Below are 17965 nucleotides of genomic sequence, written 5' to 3' on the forward strand. Positions count from 1 at the left end.
CCTTTAACGTGGAAAGTGAGGGGGCGGAACGATACGCCATTCCGGCGGAATATCGGGCATCACGAAACGGCTGCAATCGTGGCCGGGCGGGGTGGAACTTTTTAACAAGTGGTAATGACTGGCGATGCGCTCGACGATTTTCTGGATCGCGGGCAAGTAATCGGGATTGGCCTTCAAGTCGCCGCTGGCCAGCGTATAGCCGGAAAAATCGAGGTACATGCCCGGCTCGGTGATTTGGCGCGGCAAGCCGGCCGGATGGCGGGTCATGATGACGGGAATGATCAGATGGCTGGGCAAGGTGTACCAGCCGCGCCGTTCCAGTTCGATCAACTGCATCGCGGCAAACTCGCGCCGGGTATAGGGATGGGCTTCATACTTGGGCGTGTACAGCAGGATCATGCAAACGCTCTCGCACAAGGCGCGCGCAATGCGCTGGTCCAGGTCGTCGCCTCCCCCCAGCTGTTCGCTGTCGACAAACAAGGCATGCTCGTTGTCAAGATGTGGTTCCAGATAGCATTGCAGCGCTTCAATCAAGTCATTCTTGAACTTGTTCATGAACACATAATGGCCGTGCGCATAACTGAAGAAACAGCCGTAGCGGACAGTATCCATATCATCCCCCCTTCCTGTTCCTTCTCATTTGTTGCCTTACTGATAATGCGACACTTTTACCCACTCTAATCAGCTGGGTCACTGGCACTTTGCGCTGGCGCAAAGATACATCGGCCTCATGCATATGCATGCGGCAAGGGGCGTCAGTTCGTTTGCAGCAGGAAATAAATCTCTGGAAAGAGCATCGGAAACGCGTGTCCGGAGCCGGATTCAGGCATAATCAAAAAAATAAACGGTCGTACTATTTTCTGATGACATCAACCCTGGAGGAGACAAATGAAAGCGATAGTATGCAAGGCGTGGGGCTTGCCGGACAGCCTGGCGGTCGAGGAGTTGCCGGACCTGGTGGCGGGGCCGGGCCAGGTAGTGCTGGACGTCAAGGCAGCCGGCGTCAACTTTCCCGACGTGCTGATCATCCAGGGTAAATACCAGTTCAAGCCGGAACTGCCCTTCATACCCGGCAGCGAAGTCGCCGGCGTGGTGCGCGCGGTCGGCGACGGCGTCAGCGCTTACCAGCCGGGCGACCGTGTCATCGCCTTCAGCGCCGTCGGCGGTTTTGCGCAGCAGCTGGCGGTGCCGGCGCAAGCGTTGATGCCTATGCCGCCCGGCATGGATTTCGATACCGCGGCCGCCATCACGCTGACCTACGGCACCTCGCACCATGCGGTGCTCGACCGCGCCGCGCTCAAAGCTGGCGAGACCATGCTGGTTCTTGGCGCGGCCGGCGGAGTCGGACTGGCCGCCATCGAGATCGGCAAGGCGCTCGGCGCACGCGTGATCGCGGCGGCGTCCAGCGATGACAAGCTGGCGGTCTGCACCGCGCACGGCGCCGACGCCACCATCAACTATGCCAGCGGCGACTTGCGCGAGGCGATCAAGGCGGCCACCGACGGCAAGGGGCCGGACGTGATCTACGATCCGGTCGGCGGCGTTTATGCGGAAGCGGCGTTCCGCGCGATCGGCTGGCGCGGACGTTACCTGGTGGTCGGTTTCGCCAATGGCGAGATACCGAAATTGCCGCTCAACCTGGCCTTGCTGAAAGGCGCGTCGCTGGTCGGCGTGTTTTGGGGCGAATACGCCAAGCGCGAGCCGAAGGCGAACCTGGCGGCGATGCGCCAGTTGCTGGGCTGGCTGGCCGAAGGCAGGATCCGGCCGCATATCTCGGCCCGCTATGCATTGGAAGACACGGCGCAGGCATTGAACGACATGGCGGCGCGCAAGGTGACCGGCAAGGTGGTGATCTTGCCGGGGTGAGGTCAGGAAGGTCGGCGGGCGCGCGGTGCGCCGGGCCGGCCTGCGCATCGCTGCAAACTATTGCTTGGCCGGCAAGTTCTTGAAGAATTCCACCACTTCGGCCGTATCGCGCGTGCGCTTGAATGGCGGCAAGCTTTGCCAGATGCGCTTGCCGTACGGCTTGGAAATCAGGCGCGGATCGCAAATCATCAGCACGCCGCGGTCGCCCTCGTCGCGGATCAGCCGTCCGGCGCCCTGCTTCAGGTTGATGATCGCTTCCGGCAGCGAGTGATGCATGAAGCCGTTCAGCCCCTGCTTTTCCATCACTTCGATGCGCGCGGCCAAGACCGGATCGTCGGGCGGCGCGAACGGCAATTTGTCGATGATGACCAGCGACAAGGCGTCGCCGCGCACGTCGACGCCTTCCCAAAAACTCTGGCTGCCGATCAGCACGCCATTGCCGGCGCTGCGGAACTGGTCCAGCAATTCGGTACGGCCCCGCTCGCCCTGCACGAACAGCGGAAAGTTCAAGCCGCGCTTGGCGAACTCATCGGCCAACCGCTCGGCCGCCCGCTTCACCGCGCGCAAGGTGGTGCACAGGAAGAAAGTACGTCCGCCAGCCGCTTCGATGATCGGCAAGGCGCAATCGATGACGGCGTCGGTATAGCCCATCGAATTGGGTTGCGGCAAATTCTGCGGCACAAACAGCAAGCCTTGCTGGCCATAGTCGAACGGACTCGGCCAGGTGCGCGCCGGTTCGCCGGTCAAGCCCATCTGTTCGGAAAAATGCTTGAAGTCGTTTTTGACGGCCAGCGTCGCCGACGCGAAAATCCAGCTGCGCGGCGCGCCCTCGCGCTGGTTATTGAAAATCGGCGCGATCGATAGCGGGGTCTTATGCAATTGCAAGGAACTGGAAAACGCTTCGACCCAGAACACCGCCTCTTCGCCGGTGGCGACCTTGGCCTTCGGATCGAACTTCCAGCCGGCCAGCTGCTGCGCCAGCTCGACGCCGCGCACGCGGCATTGTTCCAGCGTCTCGGCCCGTTCGGCCTGGCTTTCCAGTACCGCCACCATGCCGTCCAGCTCATCCTTCAGCGTGTCCAGCGCCGGGAAGAAATCGCTCGATGCGGCGATTTGCGGCAGCGACAGGCGCACGATATCTTGCGGGAAAGTCAGGCGCAAATCGCGCGCGGCCTTTTCCACCACCGTCACGGTCCTGGCCCAGTCGATGCCGCGCGCGTGCGCCAGGCCCTCGGCCAGCACATCGCGGCACAATTCGAGGATTTGCGAGGTCGAGATGGTATTGCCAAAGAATAGCGTGGCGGTGTCGGGCAACTGGTGCGCTTCATCGAAGATGATGGTGTTGGCCGATGGCAGCAGTTCGGCGACGCCGGTATCCTTCAAGGCCACGTCGGCAAAGAACAGGTGGTGGTTGACCACCACCACGTCCGCCTGCTGGGCTTCCTTGCGCGCCTTCATCACAAAACAGTCCTGGTAATACTGGCATTCCGCGCCCATGCACGTGTCGCGGGTCGACGTCACCAGGTTCCAGATCAGCGCGTTTTCCGGCACCTTGGTCAATTCGGCCTTGTCGCCGGAACTGGTCATCTTGAGGAAGCGCGAAATTTCGCGTAAATGGCCGACGTCGTCGCGCGACGTCATGCGGCCATTCTGCAAGGTGCGCTCCAGGTGGTAATGGCAAACGTAGTTCGAACGGCCCTTCAGCAGCGCCACCGAGACCGGCGCCTGCAATGCCGCGCGCACGGTCGGAATATCGCGCAAGAACAATTGGTCCTGCAAGTTCTTGGTGCCGGTCGAGACGATGGTCTTGCCGCCCCACAGCAGCGCCGGCACCAGGTAAGCAAAGGTCTTGCCCGTGCCCGTGCCCGCCTCGGCGATCAGCGTGGTCTGGGTATCGATCGCATGGGCAATCGCCTTGGCCATCTCGGTTTGCGAGCGGCGCGGCTTGTAGCTGCCGACCGCCGGCCCGAGCGGACCGCCGGCGCCAAACAGGCGTTCGATATCCTCGTCGTGCTTGCCGGGCTCTTCAAGCGGCAATAACTGATCGGCTGGTTGAGCCTGGTCGGCCGGTATTAAATGTTGTTCGGTCAAAATAAACTTTGGTGAGGCCGGGACGCGGGACGCGGTTCAGGCCGGGACATCGGGAACTAATTGCATTTTCAGCAGGGTGATATAGTCTTTCAACTGCAACTTGCGCTTCTTGAGGCGGCGCAATTGAAGCTCATCGTGATGGCCGTCGAGTACCAATAATTCGATCACCGCGTCCAGGTCGCGGTGTTCGACATCGAGTTCAATCAGGCGCCGCTGTATTTGCTGCTGTGCATCGGTCATGGGTCGCATTCTTGGCAGGGTGATACGAATGATAATGCCGGCGCCGCAGTTGCGCCAGCGCCGCAAGCGCGTAGTGTAACCCGCCGCCGCCCGGGCGGCACCTGGTTTTGGCGCCGCGCCGGGCTGGACGCGGTTTCAGCTTATTTTTTCGCGTCGGCCGCGGCTGCGGCGGCCTCCGCTGCGGCCGCCGCGGCGGCATCGGCGGCTGCCTTGGCGGCCGCCCCGGCTTGTTTTTGCGCCACCGTATCGGCAACTTTCTTTTGCCGCTCCAGCGCTTCGGCCTGGCGGCGCTGGTACTCTGCCGCCTTGGCCGCGCGCGCGCCCGCTTCAGCCTGCTCTTGATCGGCCAGTTGCTTGATCTTCAAGTCATGCTCGGCCTGGCGCTGGGCCAGCGTCTTGCCGGAGGCCGGCGGCGCCGGTTCCGGCGCCACCACTTTCAGCGGCGCCGGCGGCGCGGCGGCCCGCGCGGCGGCATCGGCGGCGGCGTCCTGCAAGCCACGCTCCAATTCCGCGTCGCGCCTGGCGACCGAATCGGCGCGCTTGAAATGGCTGGCCTCGACTTCGATGGCGCGCAATTGCAGCAGCGCCATGCGGCGGACTTCCTTGGCCTTGTCGAGGCAATTGTTGACGAAGAACTTGGCGTAGCACACTTGCTCGCTGGCGGCATACACGGCTTCCGCTTCAGCCCGCTCGAGGCTCACTTTTTCCAGCTTGGCGTCGGCGCCTTCCACCGTCGTGGTGAGCGGCACCACGATAGGCGCGGCGTGGCGCGGTGCTTGCGCGCAGCCGGCCAGCGCCAGGAGCAATGCCAGCGCCGGCGCCCAGCCCGCGCGCAGCGGGCTGGACAGGGATTGTTTGAATTGACTTGCCATCTTGCTTGTTTCCTTATCCGATTTCAATCCGCGGCGCATCCGCGTCACACCATCGCATCGGCCGCGCCGCGCTGTTCTTTTTCCATATATTCGCGCGATTGCATCTCGACAATGCGCGACACGGTGCGATGAAATTCATTCGACAGCGTGCCGTTGGTATACAGTTCTTCCGGCGGCACTTCGGCCGACATCAGCAGTTTCACCTTTTGATCGTAAAACACGTCGATCAGCCAGGTGAAGCGGCGCGCCTCGGAAGATTGTGCCGCCGACATCGCCGGTATCCCGGACAATATCACGGTATGAAAACGGCTGGCGATTTCCAGGTAATCGTTTTGCGAGCGGGGGCCGCCGCACAGCGTCGCGAAATCGAACCAGATGATGCCGCCGGCGCGGCGCAGGCAGCGGATTTCGCGGCTTTCGATCAGGATGCGTGAATCGTCGTCGGCGGTCTCGGCCACGCTGGCGTAGGCGTGCCGCAGCGCCTTGTCGGCGGCCGCGCCCAGCGGCGTGTAATACGAATCGACCTGTTCCAGCGCGCGCGAACGGTAATCGATGCCGGCGTCGATATTCATCACGTCCAGCTTTTCCTTCAGCAGCGCGATGGTCGGCAGCATGCGGTTGCGGTGCAAGCCGTCCGGGTACAGCAAGTCCGGATCGTAGTTCGAGGTCATGATGAACGACACGCCGTTGGCGAACAGCGCCGACAGCAGGTTGTACAGGATCATCGCATCGGCGATGTCGGAGACGTGGAATTCATCGAAGCAGATCAGCCGGTATTTCTTGGCGATGCGGCGCGCCACCTCGTCGAGCGGGTCGGCCACGCCTTTCAATTCATCGAGCTGGCGGTGCACGCCGCGCATGAATTCATGGAAGTGCAGCCGCGTCTTGCGCACCAGCGGCACCACCGAATAAAAACTGTCCATCAAAAACGATTTGCCGCGCCCCACCCCGCCCCACATGTAGACGCCGCGCGGCACCTCGGGACGCAGGATCAGGCGTTTCAAGCCATTCGAGCGCCGCGCCTTGAAGGCCACCCATTCCTCATAGGCGCGCTGCAGGCGGTCGACCGCGCGGCGCTGGGCGTCATCCGGCTTGAAGTCGCGTTGCTGCAACGCGTTCTGATAAAACTCTTCGACATTCATGTGATTCGATCAACTTTATAGTGCAAACGGGCCGGCAAGGCAGAAACTGCTTTGCCGGCCCGCCGCGAGGTACGCGAGGTACTACCGGGTATTAGAAGTTCAAGGTGCGTTTATCGACGGCCAACGCGGCTTCCTTGGTCGCTTCCGACAGCGATGGGTGAGCGTGGCAAATGCGCGCGATGTCTTCCGCCGACGCCTTGAATTCCATCGCCACCACAGCTTCGGAAATCAATTCCGACGCCATCGGGCCAACGATGTGCACGCCGAGAATTTCGTCGGTGACCGCATCGGCCAGGAACTTGACCATGCCCGAGGTGTCGCCCAGCGCGCGTGCGCGGCCGTTCGCCATGAATGGGAAGGTGCCGGCCTTGTACGCGGTGCCGGCGGCTTTCAGCTGCTGTTCGGTCTGGCCGACCCACGCGATTTCCGGCGCGGTGTAGATCACCCATGGAATCGTGTTGAAGTTGGTGTGGCCGTGCTGGCCGGCGATGCGTTCAGCCACCGCGACACCCTCTTCTTCCGCCTTGTGCGCCAGCATCGGGCCGCGCACCACGTCGCCCACCGCCCACACGTTCGGCAGGTTGGTCTTGCAATCGCCGTCGACCGCGATGAAACCGCGCTCGTCGAGCTGCAGGCCGACCTGGTCGGCGCCCAGGCCGTTGGTGTTCGGGGTGCGGCCGATCGAGATGATCAGCTTGTCGAACACGGCTTTTTGCGCTTCGCCCTTGGCGTCCGCGTATTCCACGGTGACGTCGTTCTTGCCCGGGGTGATCGCGCCGATCTTGCAACCCAGGTTGATGTTCAGGCCCTGCTTGGCGAACAGCTTGGCCGCTTCCTTGGCGATTTGCTCGTCGACCGCGCCGAGGAATACCGGCAAGCCTTCCAGCACCGTCACTTCAGCGCCCAGGCGGCGCCATACGCTGCCCATTTCCAGGCCGATCACGCCGGCGCCGATCACGCCCAGCCGAGCTGGCACGGCGTCGATCGCCAGTGCGCCGGTGTTCGACAGGATCAGTTTTTCATCGAACGGCGCGCCTGGCAATTCGCGGGCGTTGGAGCCGGTCGCGATCACCACGTGCCTGGCGCTCAGCGTTTCGGCGGCGGCGCCGCTGACGCTGATTTGATAACCTTCGGCGCTGGCGGCGCCGGCGAATGCCGCGCGGCCATGGAAGAAGGCGATCTTGTTTTTCTTGAACAGGTACAGGATGCCGTCATTGTTTTGCTTGACGACGGTATCTTTGCGCTTGAGCATCTGGCCCAGGTTCAGCGTCAAACCGGCGACGTCGATGCCGTGCTCGGCAAAGCTGTGGCCGGCGTGTTCGAAATGCTCGGACGATTGCAGCAGCGCCTTCGATGGAATGCAGCCGACGTTGGTGCAGGTGCCGCCTGGAGCGGGACCGCCCTTGGCGTTCGACCACTCATCGATACAGGCCACCGAAAAACCCAGTTGCGCGGCGCGGATGGCGGCGATATAACCGCCAGGACCGGCGCCGATGACGACTACGTCAAATTGTTTAGTACTCATATTTTTAAATCCCAATCTCTTCGTCTGGTACGAATATCCACAAAAGAAGGTAAATCACCACGCCGAAGCCGAACGTCAGCGTAAACAGCGCGAACACCAGGCGCCAGATCCAGGACTCCATGCCGGACGCCCTGCCCAGCCCGCCGCACACGCCGCCCAGCCAGCGGTCGCCGCGCGAACGGCGCAAACGGTTGAATTCCTGCACCAGGTCATGCGATGCCTCGTCCGGCGCAGGCGCTTCCTTGTCGAGCTTGACGCCGCCATTCAACAGCCGGGCTTTCGCTTGCGCGAATTCCGCATCGGTTAACGCGCCAGCCTGGTGCAACTCATGCAGACGCTGGATTTCTTCAGAGACGATCATATCGCTACCTCATTCAAAAAAGGTCAAGGTTCCCGCCGGAGCGGGAACCGGTTGCGTCTTCTGGTATGGCTTGGTGTTGCGTGGTGATGCTTTACCTAAGCGTCTGAGATACGCTCAGCTTACAGGTCCAGCAATAAACGGGCCGGATCTTCCAGCGCTTCTTTCATCGCCACCAGGCCCAGCACGGCTTCGCGGCCGTCGATGATGCGGTGGTCGTACGACATGGCCAGGTAGTTCATCGGACGCACCACGACCTGGCCGTTTTCGACCACGGCGCGGTCCTTGGTCGCGTGCACGCCCAGGATCGCCGATTGCGGCGGGTTGATGATCGGGGTCGACAGCATCGAACCGAAGGTGCCGCCGTTCGAGATCGAGAACGTGCCGCCGGTCAGGTCGTCCAGCGTCAGCTTGCCTTCCTTGGCCTTGGCGCCGAATTCACCGATTTTTTTCTCGATGTCGGCGATCGACAATTGGTCGGCGTTGCGGATGATAGGCACCACCAGGCCGCGTGGCGAACCGACTGCGATGCCGATGTCGAAGTAGCCGTGGTAAACGATGTCGTTGCCGTCGACCGACGCATTGATGATCGGGTATTTTTTCAGGGCGGCGACCGCCGCCTTGACGAAGAACGACATGAAGCCCAGCTTGACGCCGTGCTCTTTCTCGAACTTGTCCTTGTATTTGTTGCGCAGGTCGATCACCGGCTGCATGTTCACTTCATTGAACGTGGTCAGGATCGCGTTGGTCGCTTGCGATTGCAGCAGGCGCTCGGCGATACGGGCGCGCAGGCGGCTCATCGGCACGCGCTCTTCCGGACGGTCGCCCAGGTTGGCGGCGCCTGGCGCGGCAACTTGCTGCAGCGCCGGCTTGGCGACGGCTGGCGCCAGCGGCGCGACCGCAGGCTTGGCGGAAGCGGCCAGGGCGTCGCCCTTGGTCACGCGGCCATCCTTGCCGGAACCGGCGACATCGCCGGCGGCCAGGCCTTTTTCGGACAGGATCTTGGCGGCGGCAGGCATCGCCACGTCGCCCTTGGTCGCTGCGACCGGCGCGGAAGCGGACGAAGCGGCTTCGGCGGCGGCGGCCAGCGCAGGCGCAGGCACGGCCGACACTTCCATCGGGCTGACCTTGGCGCTGCCATCGGTATCGATGATGGCGATGACTTCGCCGGCGACCACGGTGGCGCCGTCGGCCTTGATGATCTGGACGATCACGCCGGCGGCTGGCGCAGGCAATTCCAGGACCACTTTATCGGTTTCGATGTCAATCAGGTTTTCGTCGCGCGAGACTGGTTCGCCGACTTTTTTATGCCATGCCAGCAGGGTCGCTTCCGCAACCGATTCCGACAATTGAGGGACTTTGACTTCGATTTGTGCCATGTATAACTCCGTGTTTTTGTTCAGTACAGCACCGCGCCGCATGGGCATCCCCCCATGCGGCGCGGCGTCTTGTGATTATTTGGTCAGGATGAAGCCCTTGAGCTTCGAAAATGCCGTTTCCAGCAAGTCCTTTTGCTGCGCGTAATGCTTGTCGTAGTAACCGACCGCAGGCGACGCGGAAGCAGGACGGCCGGCGTACGCCAGGCGTTGGCCCGCTTCCAGGCCTTCGAAGATGTTGTGCTGGATCTGGAACCATGCGCCCTGGTTTTGCGGCTCGTCCTGCGCCCAGACCACTTCGGCCAGATTAGGGAACTTTTTCAGTTCGGCGGCAAACGATTTGTGCGGGAATGGATACAGCTGTTCCAGGCGCACGATCGCGGTATCGGTCTGGCCGCGGGTTTTACGCGCATTGACCAGGTCGTAATACACTTTGCCCGAGCAGGCGATGACGCGCTTGACTTTCTTGGCGTCAATCTTCTCGTCCACTTCGCCGATCACGGTGTGGAACGCGCCCTTGGCCAGGTCGGTCAGCGGCGAACCGGCATCCTTGTTGCGCAACAGCGATTTCGGGGTCAGGATCACCAGCGGCTTGCGGAACTGGCGCACCATTTGGCGGCGCAGCAAGTGGAAAATCTGCGAAGCCGAGGTCGGCTGCACCACTTGCATGTTGTTGTCCGCGCACAGTTGCAGGAAACGCTCGGGACGTGCCGACGAGTGTTCCGGGCCCTGGCCTTCGTAACCGTGCGGCAGCATCATGACCAGGCCCGAAGCGCGGCCCCATTTCACTTCGCCGGAGCTGATGAATTGGTCGATCACCACTTGCGCGCCGTTGGCGAAGTCGCCGAACTGGGCTTCCCAGATGGTCAGCGTGTTTGGCTCGGCGGTCGAATAACCGTATTCGAAGGCCAGTACCGCTTCTTCCGACAGCACCGAGTCGATCACGGTGAAAGGCGCCTGGCCTTCCGACACGTTTTCCAGCGGCACGTACGAACCGGCATCCCAGCGTTCGCGATTCTGGTCATGCAGCACGGCGTGGCGGTGCACGAAGGTGCCGCGGCCGGCGTCCTGGCCGGTCAGGCGGATCGCGTAGCCGGACGATACCAGCGATGCGTAGGCCAGGTGTTCGCCCATGCCCCAGTCCAGGTTCATTTCGCCGCGGCCCATGGCGGCGCGGTCGCCCAGTACTTTTTCGACCAGCGAGTGCACCTTGAAGTCGGCCGGCACGCTGGTGATGCGGGTCGCCAGGCGTTTCAGTTCGGTCATCGGCACGGCGGTGTCGGCGCTGTCGGTCCATTTGCGGTTCAGGAACGGCAGCCAGTCGACCGCGTATTTGTTCTTGAAGTTCGAAATGACCGGATCGACGGTGTGCTTGCCGGCGTCCATCGCGTCGCGGAACGCGGCCACCATTTTTTCGCCGCCATCGGCGGGGATCACGCCTTGCGCGACCAGCTTGTCCGCGTACAGCTTGCGGGTGCCTGGATGCTGGCCGATTTTCTTGTACATCAGCGGCTGGGTCAACGCAGGGGTATCTTGCTCGTTATGGCCCAGTTTGCGGTAGCAAATGATGTCCAGCACGATGTCTTTCTTGAATTCCATGCGGTAGTCGAGCGCGATTTGCGTCGCCAGCACCACGGCTTCAGGATCGTCGGCATTAATGTGCAGTACCGGCGCCTCGATCATCTTGACCACGTCCGAGCAATACAGCGTCGAACGGGCGTCGCGCGGGTCGGAGGTGGTGAAGCCGATCTGGTTGTTGATCACGATATGCACCGTGCCGCCCGTGCCGTAGCCGCGGGTTTGCGCCAGGTTCAGGGTTTCCATGACCACGCCCTGGCCTGCGAACGCGGCGTCGCCGTGCACCAGGATCGGCAGCACTTGCGCGCCTTGCGCGTCGTCGCGGCGGTCCATGCGGGCCTTGACCGAACCTTCGACGACCGGGTTGACGATTTCCAGGTGCGACGGGTTGAACGCCAGCGACAGGTGCACCGGACCGCCGGCGGTCGAGATGTCCGACGAGAAGCCCTGGTGGTATTTGACGTCGCCGGCCGGCAGGTCGTCGCCGTGCTTGCCTTCGAATTCTTCGAACAGGTCTTGCGGCGATTTGCCGAGGGTGTTGACCAGCACGTTCAGGCGGCCGCGGTGGGCCATGCCGATCACGATTTCCTGCACGCCTTTTTCACCGGCGCGCTGGATGGTTTCATCCATCGAGGCGATAAAGGTTTCGCCGCCTTCCAGCGAGAAGCGCTTTTGGCCGACGTACTTGGTGTGCAGATAGCGCTCCAGGCCTTCGGCCGCGGTCAGGCGGTCGAGGATGTGGATCTTTTTCTCGGGCGTGAAATTCGGGGTCGAGCGGATCGCTTCCAGCTTTTCCTGCAACCAGCGCTTTTCGGCCGGGTCGGAAATGTACATGAATTCGGCGCCGATCGAACGGGTGTAGGTATCGCGCAAGAAGTTGAGCAAATCGCGCAGCGATGCTGTTTCAGGGCCGAAGTAGGTATTGCTGATGTTGAACACGGTGTCCATGTCCGCGTCGGTGAAACCGTAGAAGCTCGGCTCCAGTTCCGGGATGCTCGGACGCTCCTGGCGTTGCAGCGGGTCCAGGTTGGCCCAGTGCGAACCGAGGTAGCGATAGGCGGCGATCAGTTGCGTCGCGGCGACGCGCTTGCGGCCCATTTCGACGTCCGGCGAAGCGGTGACGACACGGATCGGACCGGCCTTGGCGCGCTCGGCGAACGAGGCGACGACGGAGGCGTGGGCGACATCGGGTTTGTTGCTGCCGTCGACTGCCGGCACGTGTTGCATCGCGTCGAAATAGGCGCGCCAGTTGTCCGGCACCGAACCTGGGTTATTGAGGTACGCTTCGTACAAGTCTTCGACGTACGGAGCATTCCCACCAAACAGGTAGGAGTTGGACGTAAATTGCTGCATCATATTGCTCACCTTTCTTCGCGCTTCGCGAGATTAGCGGGTTAATCTAACCTTCCGCGACACGGCCTGACCGGTTAGCGGATTGCACATCAAGTTGTGGGGAAGGGCTTTGTTGCACCAGCATTCTAAATACAATCATTCGGAATAGCACGCGGTATTGTAACGCACTGAAGAAAAAATCGAATTAAAATGTTTGGCCGCGGCGGGGCCGGAGTGCGGCGGTTTCGGGCCAGGCTTTGCCCTGCCGGCGGCCATGCATGCGGCTTATTATCTGCTTGTCATCGCGCGCATGCCATGCCGTCGGGCGACGGCATGGCATGCGATGACGCGCGCTGTTACTGCTCCGCGTAAATCTTGACCAGGTCATACAGGAAATCGCGGCCCTCCATCAGCGATTGCACGCTGAGGAATTCGTTGAGGCCGTGGATATTGTTCAGGTTCGGGCCGACGAAGATGCCGCTGATGCCATAGGTCGGAATCCCCGCCGCCGCCGTGAACAGGCCGTCGGTCGCGGCCGATTGCAGGATCGGCATCACCGGCACGCCCGGCCACATGCTCGCCGTCAGGCGCTCCACCGGCTCCATGATGGCCCGGGTCAGCTCGGGCGGCGGCGAACTTTCGCCGCGCAGTTCCAGCGTTTCCACTTTCACCGCCGGATCATTGATGGCCTGCTCCAGCGCCAGCCGCACCGTCTCGCGCGTTACGCCCGGAAAGATACGGCAATTGATATTGGCCCGCGCACGCTGCGGCAAGGCGTTGGTGGCATGGCCCGCGTCGAGCATGGTCGCCACGCAGGTGGTGTGCAGCATCGCGCCCCAGCCGATATCGCGCGCCGCCAGCAGCGCCGCCGCATCGGCGTCGGCCGGATTGTCGAGGATGGCCAGCATCGCGCTCGCCACATCGTAATGGCCGGCCGCTTCCTGTATCTTGGCCATTGCCTTCAGGTAACCACGGCTGCCGTCCGCCAGCTGGGTCGGGAAAACGTAGCTTTCGACCTTCTTCAGCGCGCCGGCCAGGCTGTAGATGGCGTTGTCCTTGGTCGGACGCGAACTGTGGCCGCCCGGGCTGGTCACTTCCAGCCGATAGTTTTGCATCAGCTTCTCGCCCGCCTCCACCGTCATCGAAATCCGCTTGCCGCCGGCATCGAGCTCGCCGACCGCGCCTTCATTGAGCGCAAACCCGGCGTCGATCAAGCCCCGCCGGTTCCTGGTCAGCCATTCCGCGCCGTTGAAGGCGCCGATGGTTTCTTCGCCGCAGGTCAGCGCCAGCTTCAAGGTATGGCGCGGCCGGTAGCCTTCCTGCTTGTAGCGGATCAGCGTATCGGCCCAGATCGACGCCTGCGCCTTGTCGTCGAAGGCGCCGCGCGCGTAAAAGTTGCCATCTTCTTCGGTCAGTACAAACGGATCGCGCACCCAGTCCTCGCGGCGGGCTTCGACCACATCCAGATGCGCCATCAGCAATATCGCCGGCGCTCTCGCATCGCGCCCCGGCAAGATCGCCACCAGGCCGCCCTCCTTCGGATGATCGGGATCGGCAAACGGATACAGGTCGCTATCGGGGAAGCCGGCGCTCTTGAGGCGGGTCGCGATGCGTTCGGCGGCCAGCGTGCAACTGCCGGCCGACAGCGTGGTGTTGGTTTCGACCAACTCCTTGTACAGCTCGCGGAATTGCTGTTCGCCGAAGCCGGCGTCAGCATTGTGTACGCAAGCCATTAATGCAGTAGCGGCAACGAATGAAAAACGCGATGAAAAACGAGACTTCATGTCCTATCCTTTATTCCCGGGTGATTAACATTGCATCGGCAAACTCCTTCGGCGCTGGAAGTAACCTGAAGGAGTCGTCATGGTTAACTTTTTGTAGTTAACTAAAATGAATTTTATTACCAAGGAATATATTTCCACAATGCAATTTAATCGAATGGCATGTCTTTATGGTCACGGCGGCGCTTTTGGCGCTGGCACGTGGTGAGTTCGTCGTTTTATGGCAACATTTCAAACTTGCCAAAGTGTTGGGCGCGCACCGGCATGCCACACGATAAAAATATTAATTTAATAACATTAGTTCCTTTGCTGCATTTCTCTCCAAAAGTTGCATCGAGAATTCTTTACCTTGAAACACTCTGATAGAATGATAATCATTATTATTATCATTCAAGATCAGGGAGCCGTCATGCAGTTGCGTATCAAGCCGGGAGTCATCGCAATAGTGGGAGCGTTTTCGCTGGGAGTCATTTTGCCGGGCGCGGCCCGGGCGCAGGAAGTGATGCCGACGGTGCAAGTGACTGGCGCCAAGGATGGCAATGACGGCTATGCGGCGCGCAGTTCGGCCAGCGGCACCAAGACCGAAATGGCCTTGCGCGACGTGCCGCAAACCATCAACGTGGTGCCGGCGGCGGTCATCCGCGACCAGCACGCGACGTCGCTGCAAGACATCATGAAAAATATTCCCGGCGTCGGCCTGTCCACCGGCGACGGCCAGCGCGACCAGGTCTTCATCCGCGGCTTTACCGCCATCGGCGACCAGTTCGTCGACGGTTTCCGCGACGACGCGCTGTATTTCCGCGACTTGTCCAATGTCGAGCGGCTGGAAGTGGTCAAGGGCCCCGCCGCCGTGCTGTACGGGCGCGGTTCGTCGGGCGGCCTGGTCAACCGGGTCACCAAAAAACCCGGCATCGATATCAACGACGTCAGCCTGAGCCTGGCCAGCCATGCCGGCAAGCGCGGCGAAATCGACTTCGGCCGCGCCGGCGACGCGGCTTCGTGGCGCCTGACCGGCGCGACCGAACACGCCGACAGCTACCGCGACCAGCAATTCCTGAACCGCAGCGCATTGGCGCCATCGGTGTCGCTGCGCGTCTCGGCCGACACCAAGGTCTTGCTGCAAGCCGATTACCTGGAAGACCGCCGCCTGACCGACTTCGGCATTCCTGCGTACCAGGGGCGCCCGGTCGACGTCGATCCGGCCACCTATTACGGCGCCGCCAATGCGCGCGACGCCGACTACAGCCAGTCGCGGGTGGTGTCGACTTCGGCCACCGTGACCCACAAGATCGACAGCACGCTATCGTTGCGCAACGCCAGCCGTTATTACAATTACCACCTGGACCGCAACAACACCAATATTTCCGGCAACGTCAATCAGCTGGCCGGCACCATGACGCTGGCGCACGCCAAGCTGAACCGCGACGAACACGGCTGGTTCAACCAGACCGAACTGACGCAAAAACTGGGCCTCGGCGACACCAGCCATGACATCCTGTACGGCATCGAATTCGGCCGGCAAAGCAAGGATGCGACCTCGTACGCGGCCACCACGGTGAAGAGCAATGTATCGATCTTCAACCCGCTGCTGCCGCTGGTCGATCCGGCCGCGCTGGGCGCGCGCAGCAACACCTACGGCACTTACCGGACCAACGCCGCCTACGTGCAGGATGCGATTTCCTTCAATCAAGAATGGAAGGCGCTGGCCGGCTTGCGCTACGACAGCTTCAAGCAGCAATCGCGGCTGCTCAACGCGGCCGGGACCACCACCGCCGACCTGGCGCGCACCGACACCGCCTACAGCCCGCGCGCCGGACTGGTCTGGCAACCGGGCGTCACGCAATCGTATTACGCGTCGTGGAGCCGTTCCTTCCAGCCGAGCGGCGAAACGCTGGCGCTGGCGGCCAGCAATGCCGACCTGGCGCCGGAAACCACCCGCAATACCGAAGTCGGCGCCAAGTACGACTTGTGGAATGGCCGCGCCAACGCCACCGTGTCGCTATTCCGCCTGGAACGCGACAATATCAAGACCACCGATCCGCTGACCAATGCGGTGCTGCCAGTGGGCACCCAGCGCACCGACGGCCTGGAACTGACCTTCAATGCGGACCTGTCCGGCGGCTGGAAAATGCTGGCGGGCTATGCTTACCTGGACGCCACCATCACCGATTCGATCGCGCTCGACAAGAGCGTGAACTTACCGGGTAGCAATATCACCAGCGCGATTCCGGTCAAGGGCAAGCGCGCCACGCTGACTTCGCGCAACACCGCCAACCTGTGGCTGAGCAGGGACCTGGGCCAGGGTTTCACGGTCGGCGGCGGCATGAATGCGATCGGCAGCCGGTTTGCCAATCCGGGCAACAGCGTGGTGCTGCCCGGTTATGTGACGGCCGACGCAATGGCCGCCTACCGCAGCGGCAAGTACGAAATTCAGCTGAACCTGAATAATATCGGCAACGCCGGCTACATCGTTTCCGGCCACGGTTCCAGCCCCAACCTGAGCTTGCCGGGCGCGCCGCGCAACGCGGCGCTGACCTTGCGCTACAGCCTGTAACAGCCAGTTACGCTGGCGCGTAGTGGTGACGACTCGCGGCCAAGTTGTCACCATGCACCGAAAGTTATCAGAGATAAATTTGGTCGATTACTTCAATGCATGGGCCGGCAGACGTAAAATAGCCTGTCAAGGAGATCATCATGCACGAAATTTCATCAAGTAAATTAATGGCAATTATTGCCGCGCAAGTCAGGCTGGTCAGCCTCGGCAACGACCTGAGCGCGGTGATGGATACCGCGTCGGCAACCGCGGTCGAACTGACCGGGGCCGACGGCGCGGTGGTCGAACTGCTGGAAGGCGACGACATCGTCTACCGTTCCGCCTGCGGCCTGGCCGAACCCCAACTGGGCTTGCGCATGCCGGTGGCAAACAGCCTGTCCGGCTTTTGCCTGAGCAATCAGAGCGCCGCCATCTGCAGCGACAGTGAAACGGATAGCCGGGTCAACCGGGAAGCCTGCCGCAAGGTCGGACTGCGGGCGATGGTGATCGTGCCATTGATTGCGGATGGCCAGGCAATTGCCGTCATGAAATTAGTATGGACCGCGCCGCGCGCCTTCGAACAGGGCGAAGCCGACATCGCGCAGTTGCTGGCGAACATGACCGCGGTGCTGATGCAGCGCGCGGCGCTGGAAGGCCCGGACATTCTGCGGCAGCGCCTGACGCTGGATGAGGAAACCGGCACCCCGAACCGATCCTTCTTCCATGAACAGTTGCAAGCGAAGCTGGCCCCGGGCAAGGCCGACAGCGGCCCCACGGCGATTGCCCTGTTCCGCATCGAAGGCCTGGACAGCTTGCGCGGCAAGGCTGGCGACGAGATGCCCGCGATGCTGCTGGAAATTTCACGCCGGATCGAACGCGAGTGCCGCGTCGGCGACATCGTCGCGCGCACCGGCGCCGATGAGTTCTCCGTCCTGCTCAGCATGGCGGCGCGGCGCTCGATCGTGACCAGCCAGGTGCACCGCATCAGCCAGGCCATCATTTCCGAGCCATTGAGACTGCGCCAGGAACTCGGCCTGGACATAAAAAGCCGGCTGACGCTGCGCGCTGGCAGCGCCCTGTTTCCGGAAGACGGCCGCTCCGCCGCCGCGCTGGTGCAATCGGCCCGTGTCGTACTGGGCAATGATGCGCTCAACATGGAGCTGCGGGTGCGCTCTCAATGAATGGTTGAGCCGCCACAAATTAACCCAGCAATGGGGGAACCAGCAGCGCCATGCTCCAGTCTACTTTCCATGGCACACGTGGCCTCGGTA

The 17965-nt window shown here is 62.0% G+C and carries 13 protein-coding genes; 3 read left to right on the forward strand and 10 right to left on the reverse strand.

Features of this window, described 5'->3' with window-relative positions; genetic code table 11:
- Positions 1-3 precede the first annotated feature (3 nt).
- Positions 4-612 carry a toll/interleukin-1 receptor domain-containing protein gene (locus GJA_RS16135; protein WP_038494078.1) on the reverse strand — a complete coding sequence of 203 codons (609 nt, stop codon included), beginning with the start codon at positions 610-612 and terminating at the stop codon, positions 4-6.
- A gap of 276 nt (positions 613-888) precedes the next feature.
- Between GJA_RS16135 and GJA_RS16140 the strand changes: the two genes are divergently transcribed.
- Positions 889-1866, forward strand: coding sequence for an NADPH:quinone oxidoreductase family protein (locus tag GJA_RS16140; protein WP_038494080.1), 978 nt, complete (start codon positions 889-891; stop codon positions 1864-1866).
- Positions 1867-1923: 57 nt separating this feature from the next.
- Here GJA_RS16140 and GJA_RS16145 read toward each other — a convergent pair whose 3' ends face one another.
- From GJA_RS16145 to GJA_RS16185, 9 genes are all read right to left on the reverse strand, one after another.
- Positions 1924-3903 (reverse strand): DNA repair helicase YoaA, encoded by a 1980-nt coding sequence (locus GJA_RS16145; RefSeq protein WP_038494083.1) that lies wholly within the window; start codon positions 3901-3903, stop codon positions 1924-1926.
- A gap of 90 nt (positions 3904-3993) precedes the next feature.
- Positions 3994-4197: a YdcH family protein gene (locus tag GJA_RS16150; protein ID WP_038494086.1), complete on the reverse strand. Its 204-nt coding sequence runs from the start codon at positions 4195-4197 to the stop codon at positions 3994-3996.
- A gap of 140 nt (positions 4198-4337) precedes the next feature.
- Positions 4338-5069 (reverse strand): hypothetical protein, encoded by a 732-nt coding sequence (locus GJA_RS16155; RefSeq protein WP_081905642.1) that lies wholly within the window; start codon positions 5067-5069, stop codon positions 4338-4340.
- A 44-nt stretch (positions 5070-5113) separates the two neighbouring features.
- The gene (zapE, locus tag GJA_RS16160) at positions 5114-6211 is read right to left on the reverse strand and encodes a cell division protein ZapE (RefSeq protein WP_038494089.1); all 1098 of its coding nucleotides are present in this window, start codon (positions 6209-6211) and stop codon (positions 5114-5116) included.
- A gap of 91 nt (positions 6212-6302) precedes the next feature.
- Positions 6303-7736 carry a dihydrolipoyl dehydrogenase gene (lpdA, locus tag GJA_RS16165; RefSeq protein ID WP_038494092.1) on the reverse strand — a complete coding sequence of 478 codons (1434 nt, stop codon included), beginning with the start codon at positions 7734-7736 and terminating at the stop codon, positions 6303-6305.
- 4 nt (positions 7737-7740) lie between these two features.
- Positions 7741-8097 carry a PspC domain-containing protein gene (locus GJA_RS16170; protein WP_038494095.1) on the reverse strand — a complete coding sequence of 119 codons (357 nt, stop codon included), beginning with the start codon at positions 8095-8097 and terminating at the stop codon, positions 7741-7743.
- 119 nt (positions 8098-8216) lie between these two features.
- Positions 8217-9473: a 2-oxoglutarate dehydrogenase complex dihydrolipoyllysine-residue succinyltransferase gene (gene odhB, locus GJA_RS16175; RefSeq protein WP_038494098.1), complete on the reverse strand. Its 1257-nt coding sequence runs from the start codon at positions 9471-9473 to the stop codon at positions 8217-8219.
- A 75-nt stretch (positions 9474-9548) separates the two neighbouring features.
- On the reverse strand, positions 9549-12404 hold the full coding sequence (locus GJA_RS16180; protein WP_038494100.1) for a 2-oxoglutarate dehydrogenase E1 component: 2856 nt from the start codon (positions 12402-12404) through the stop codon (positions 9549-9551).
- A 332-nt stretch (positions 12405-12736) separates the two neighbouring features.
- Complete coding sequence (locus GJA_RS16185) at positions 12737-14164, reverse strand: M20/M25/M40 family metallo-hydrolase (protein ID WP_038494102.1); 1428 nt, start codon at positions 14162-14164, stop codon at positions 12737-12739.
- 406 nt (positions 14165-14570) lie between these two features.
- Here GJA_RS16185 and GJA_RS16190 point away from each other — a divergent pair, with 406 nt between their 5' ends.
- Together GJA_RS16190 and GJA_RS16195 are read left to right on the forward strand one after the other, a co-directional pair.
- A complete protein-coding gene (locus tag GJA_RS16190; protein ID WP_038494105.1) occupies positions 14571-16715 on the forward strand; it encodes a TonB-dependent receptor in 2145 nt (714 codons plus the stop codon).
- A gap of 167 nt (positions 16716-16882) precedes the next feature.
- Positions 16883-17875: a sensor domain-containing diguanylate cyclase gene (locus GJA_RS16195; RefSeq protein WP_051780981.1), complete on the forward strand. Its 993-nt coding sequence runs from the start codon at positions 16883-16885 to the stop codon at positions 17873-17875.
- Positions 17876-17965 lie beyond the last annotated feature (90 nt).

Source organism: Janthinobacterium agaricidamnosum NBRC 102515 = DSM 9628 (assembly GCF_000723165.1).
In the GTDB taxonomy this organism is placed as follows: domain Bacteria; phylum Pseudomonadota; class Gammaproteobacteria; order Burkholderiales; family Burkholderiaceae_D; genus Janthinobacterium; species Janthinobacterium agaricidamnosum.

Excerpts from the sequence above, each read along its gene's own strand:
- GJA_RS16135 (WP_038494078.1), bottom strand. The coding sequence starts at position 612 with ATGGATACTGTCCGCTACGGCTGTTTCTTCAGTTATGCGCACGGCCAT.
- GJA_RS16140 (WP_038494080.1), top strand. The coding sequence starts at position 889 with ATGAAAGCGATAGTATGCAAGGCGTGGGGCTTGCCGGACAGCCTGGCG.
- GJA_RS16150 (WP_038494086.1), bottom strand. The coding sequence starts at position 4,197 with ATGACCGATGCACAGCAGCAAATACAGCGGCGCCTGATTGAACTCGAT.
- GJA_RS16155 (WP_081905642.1), bottom strand. The coding sequence starts at position 5,069 with ATGGCAAGTCAATTCAAACAATCCCTGTCCAGCCCGCTGCGCGCGGGC.
- zapE (WP_038494089.1), bottom strand. The coding sequence starts at position 6,211 with ATGAATGTCGAAGAGTTTTATCAGAACGCGTTGCAGCAACGCGACTTC.
- lpdA (WP_038494092.1), bottom strand. The coding sequence starts at position 7,736 with ATGAGTACTAAACAATTTGACGTAGTCGTCATCGGCGCCGGTCCTGGC.
- GJA_RS16170 (WP_038494095.1), bottom strand. The coding sequence starts at position 8,097 with ATGATCGTCTCTGAAGAAATCCAGCGTCTGCATGAGTTGCACCAGGCT.
- odhB (WP_038494098.1), bottom strand. The coding sequence starts at position 9,473 with ATGGCACAAATCGAAGTCAAAGTCCCTCAATTGTCGGAATCGGTTGCG.
- GJA_RS16180 (WP_038494100.1), bottom strand. The coding sequence starts at position 12,404 with ATGATGCAGCAATTTACGTCCAACTCCTACCTGTTTGGTGGGAATGCT.
- GJA_RS16185 (WP_038494102.1), bottom strand. The coding sequence starts at position 14,164 with ATGAAGTCTCGTTTTTCATCGCGTTTTTCATTCGTTGCCGCTACTGCA.
- GJA_RS16190 (WP_038494105.1), top strand. The coding sequence starts at position 14,571 with ATGCAGTTGCGTATCAAGCCGGGAGTCATCGCAATAGTGGGAGCGTTT.
- GJA_RS16195 (WP_051780981.1), top strand. The coding sequence starts at position 16,883 with ATGGCAATTATTGCCGCGCAAGTCAGGCTGGTCAGCCTCGGCAACGAC.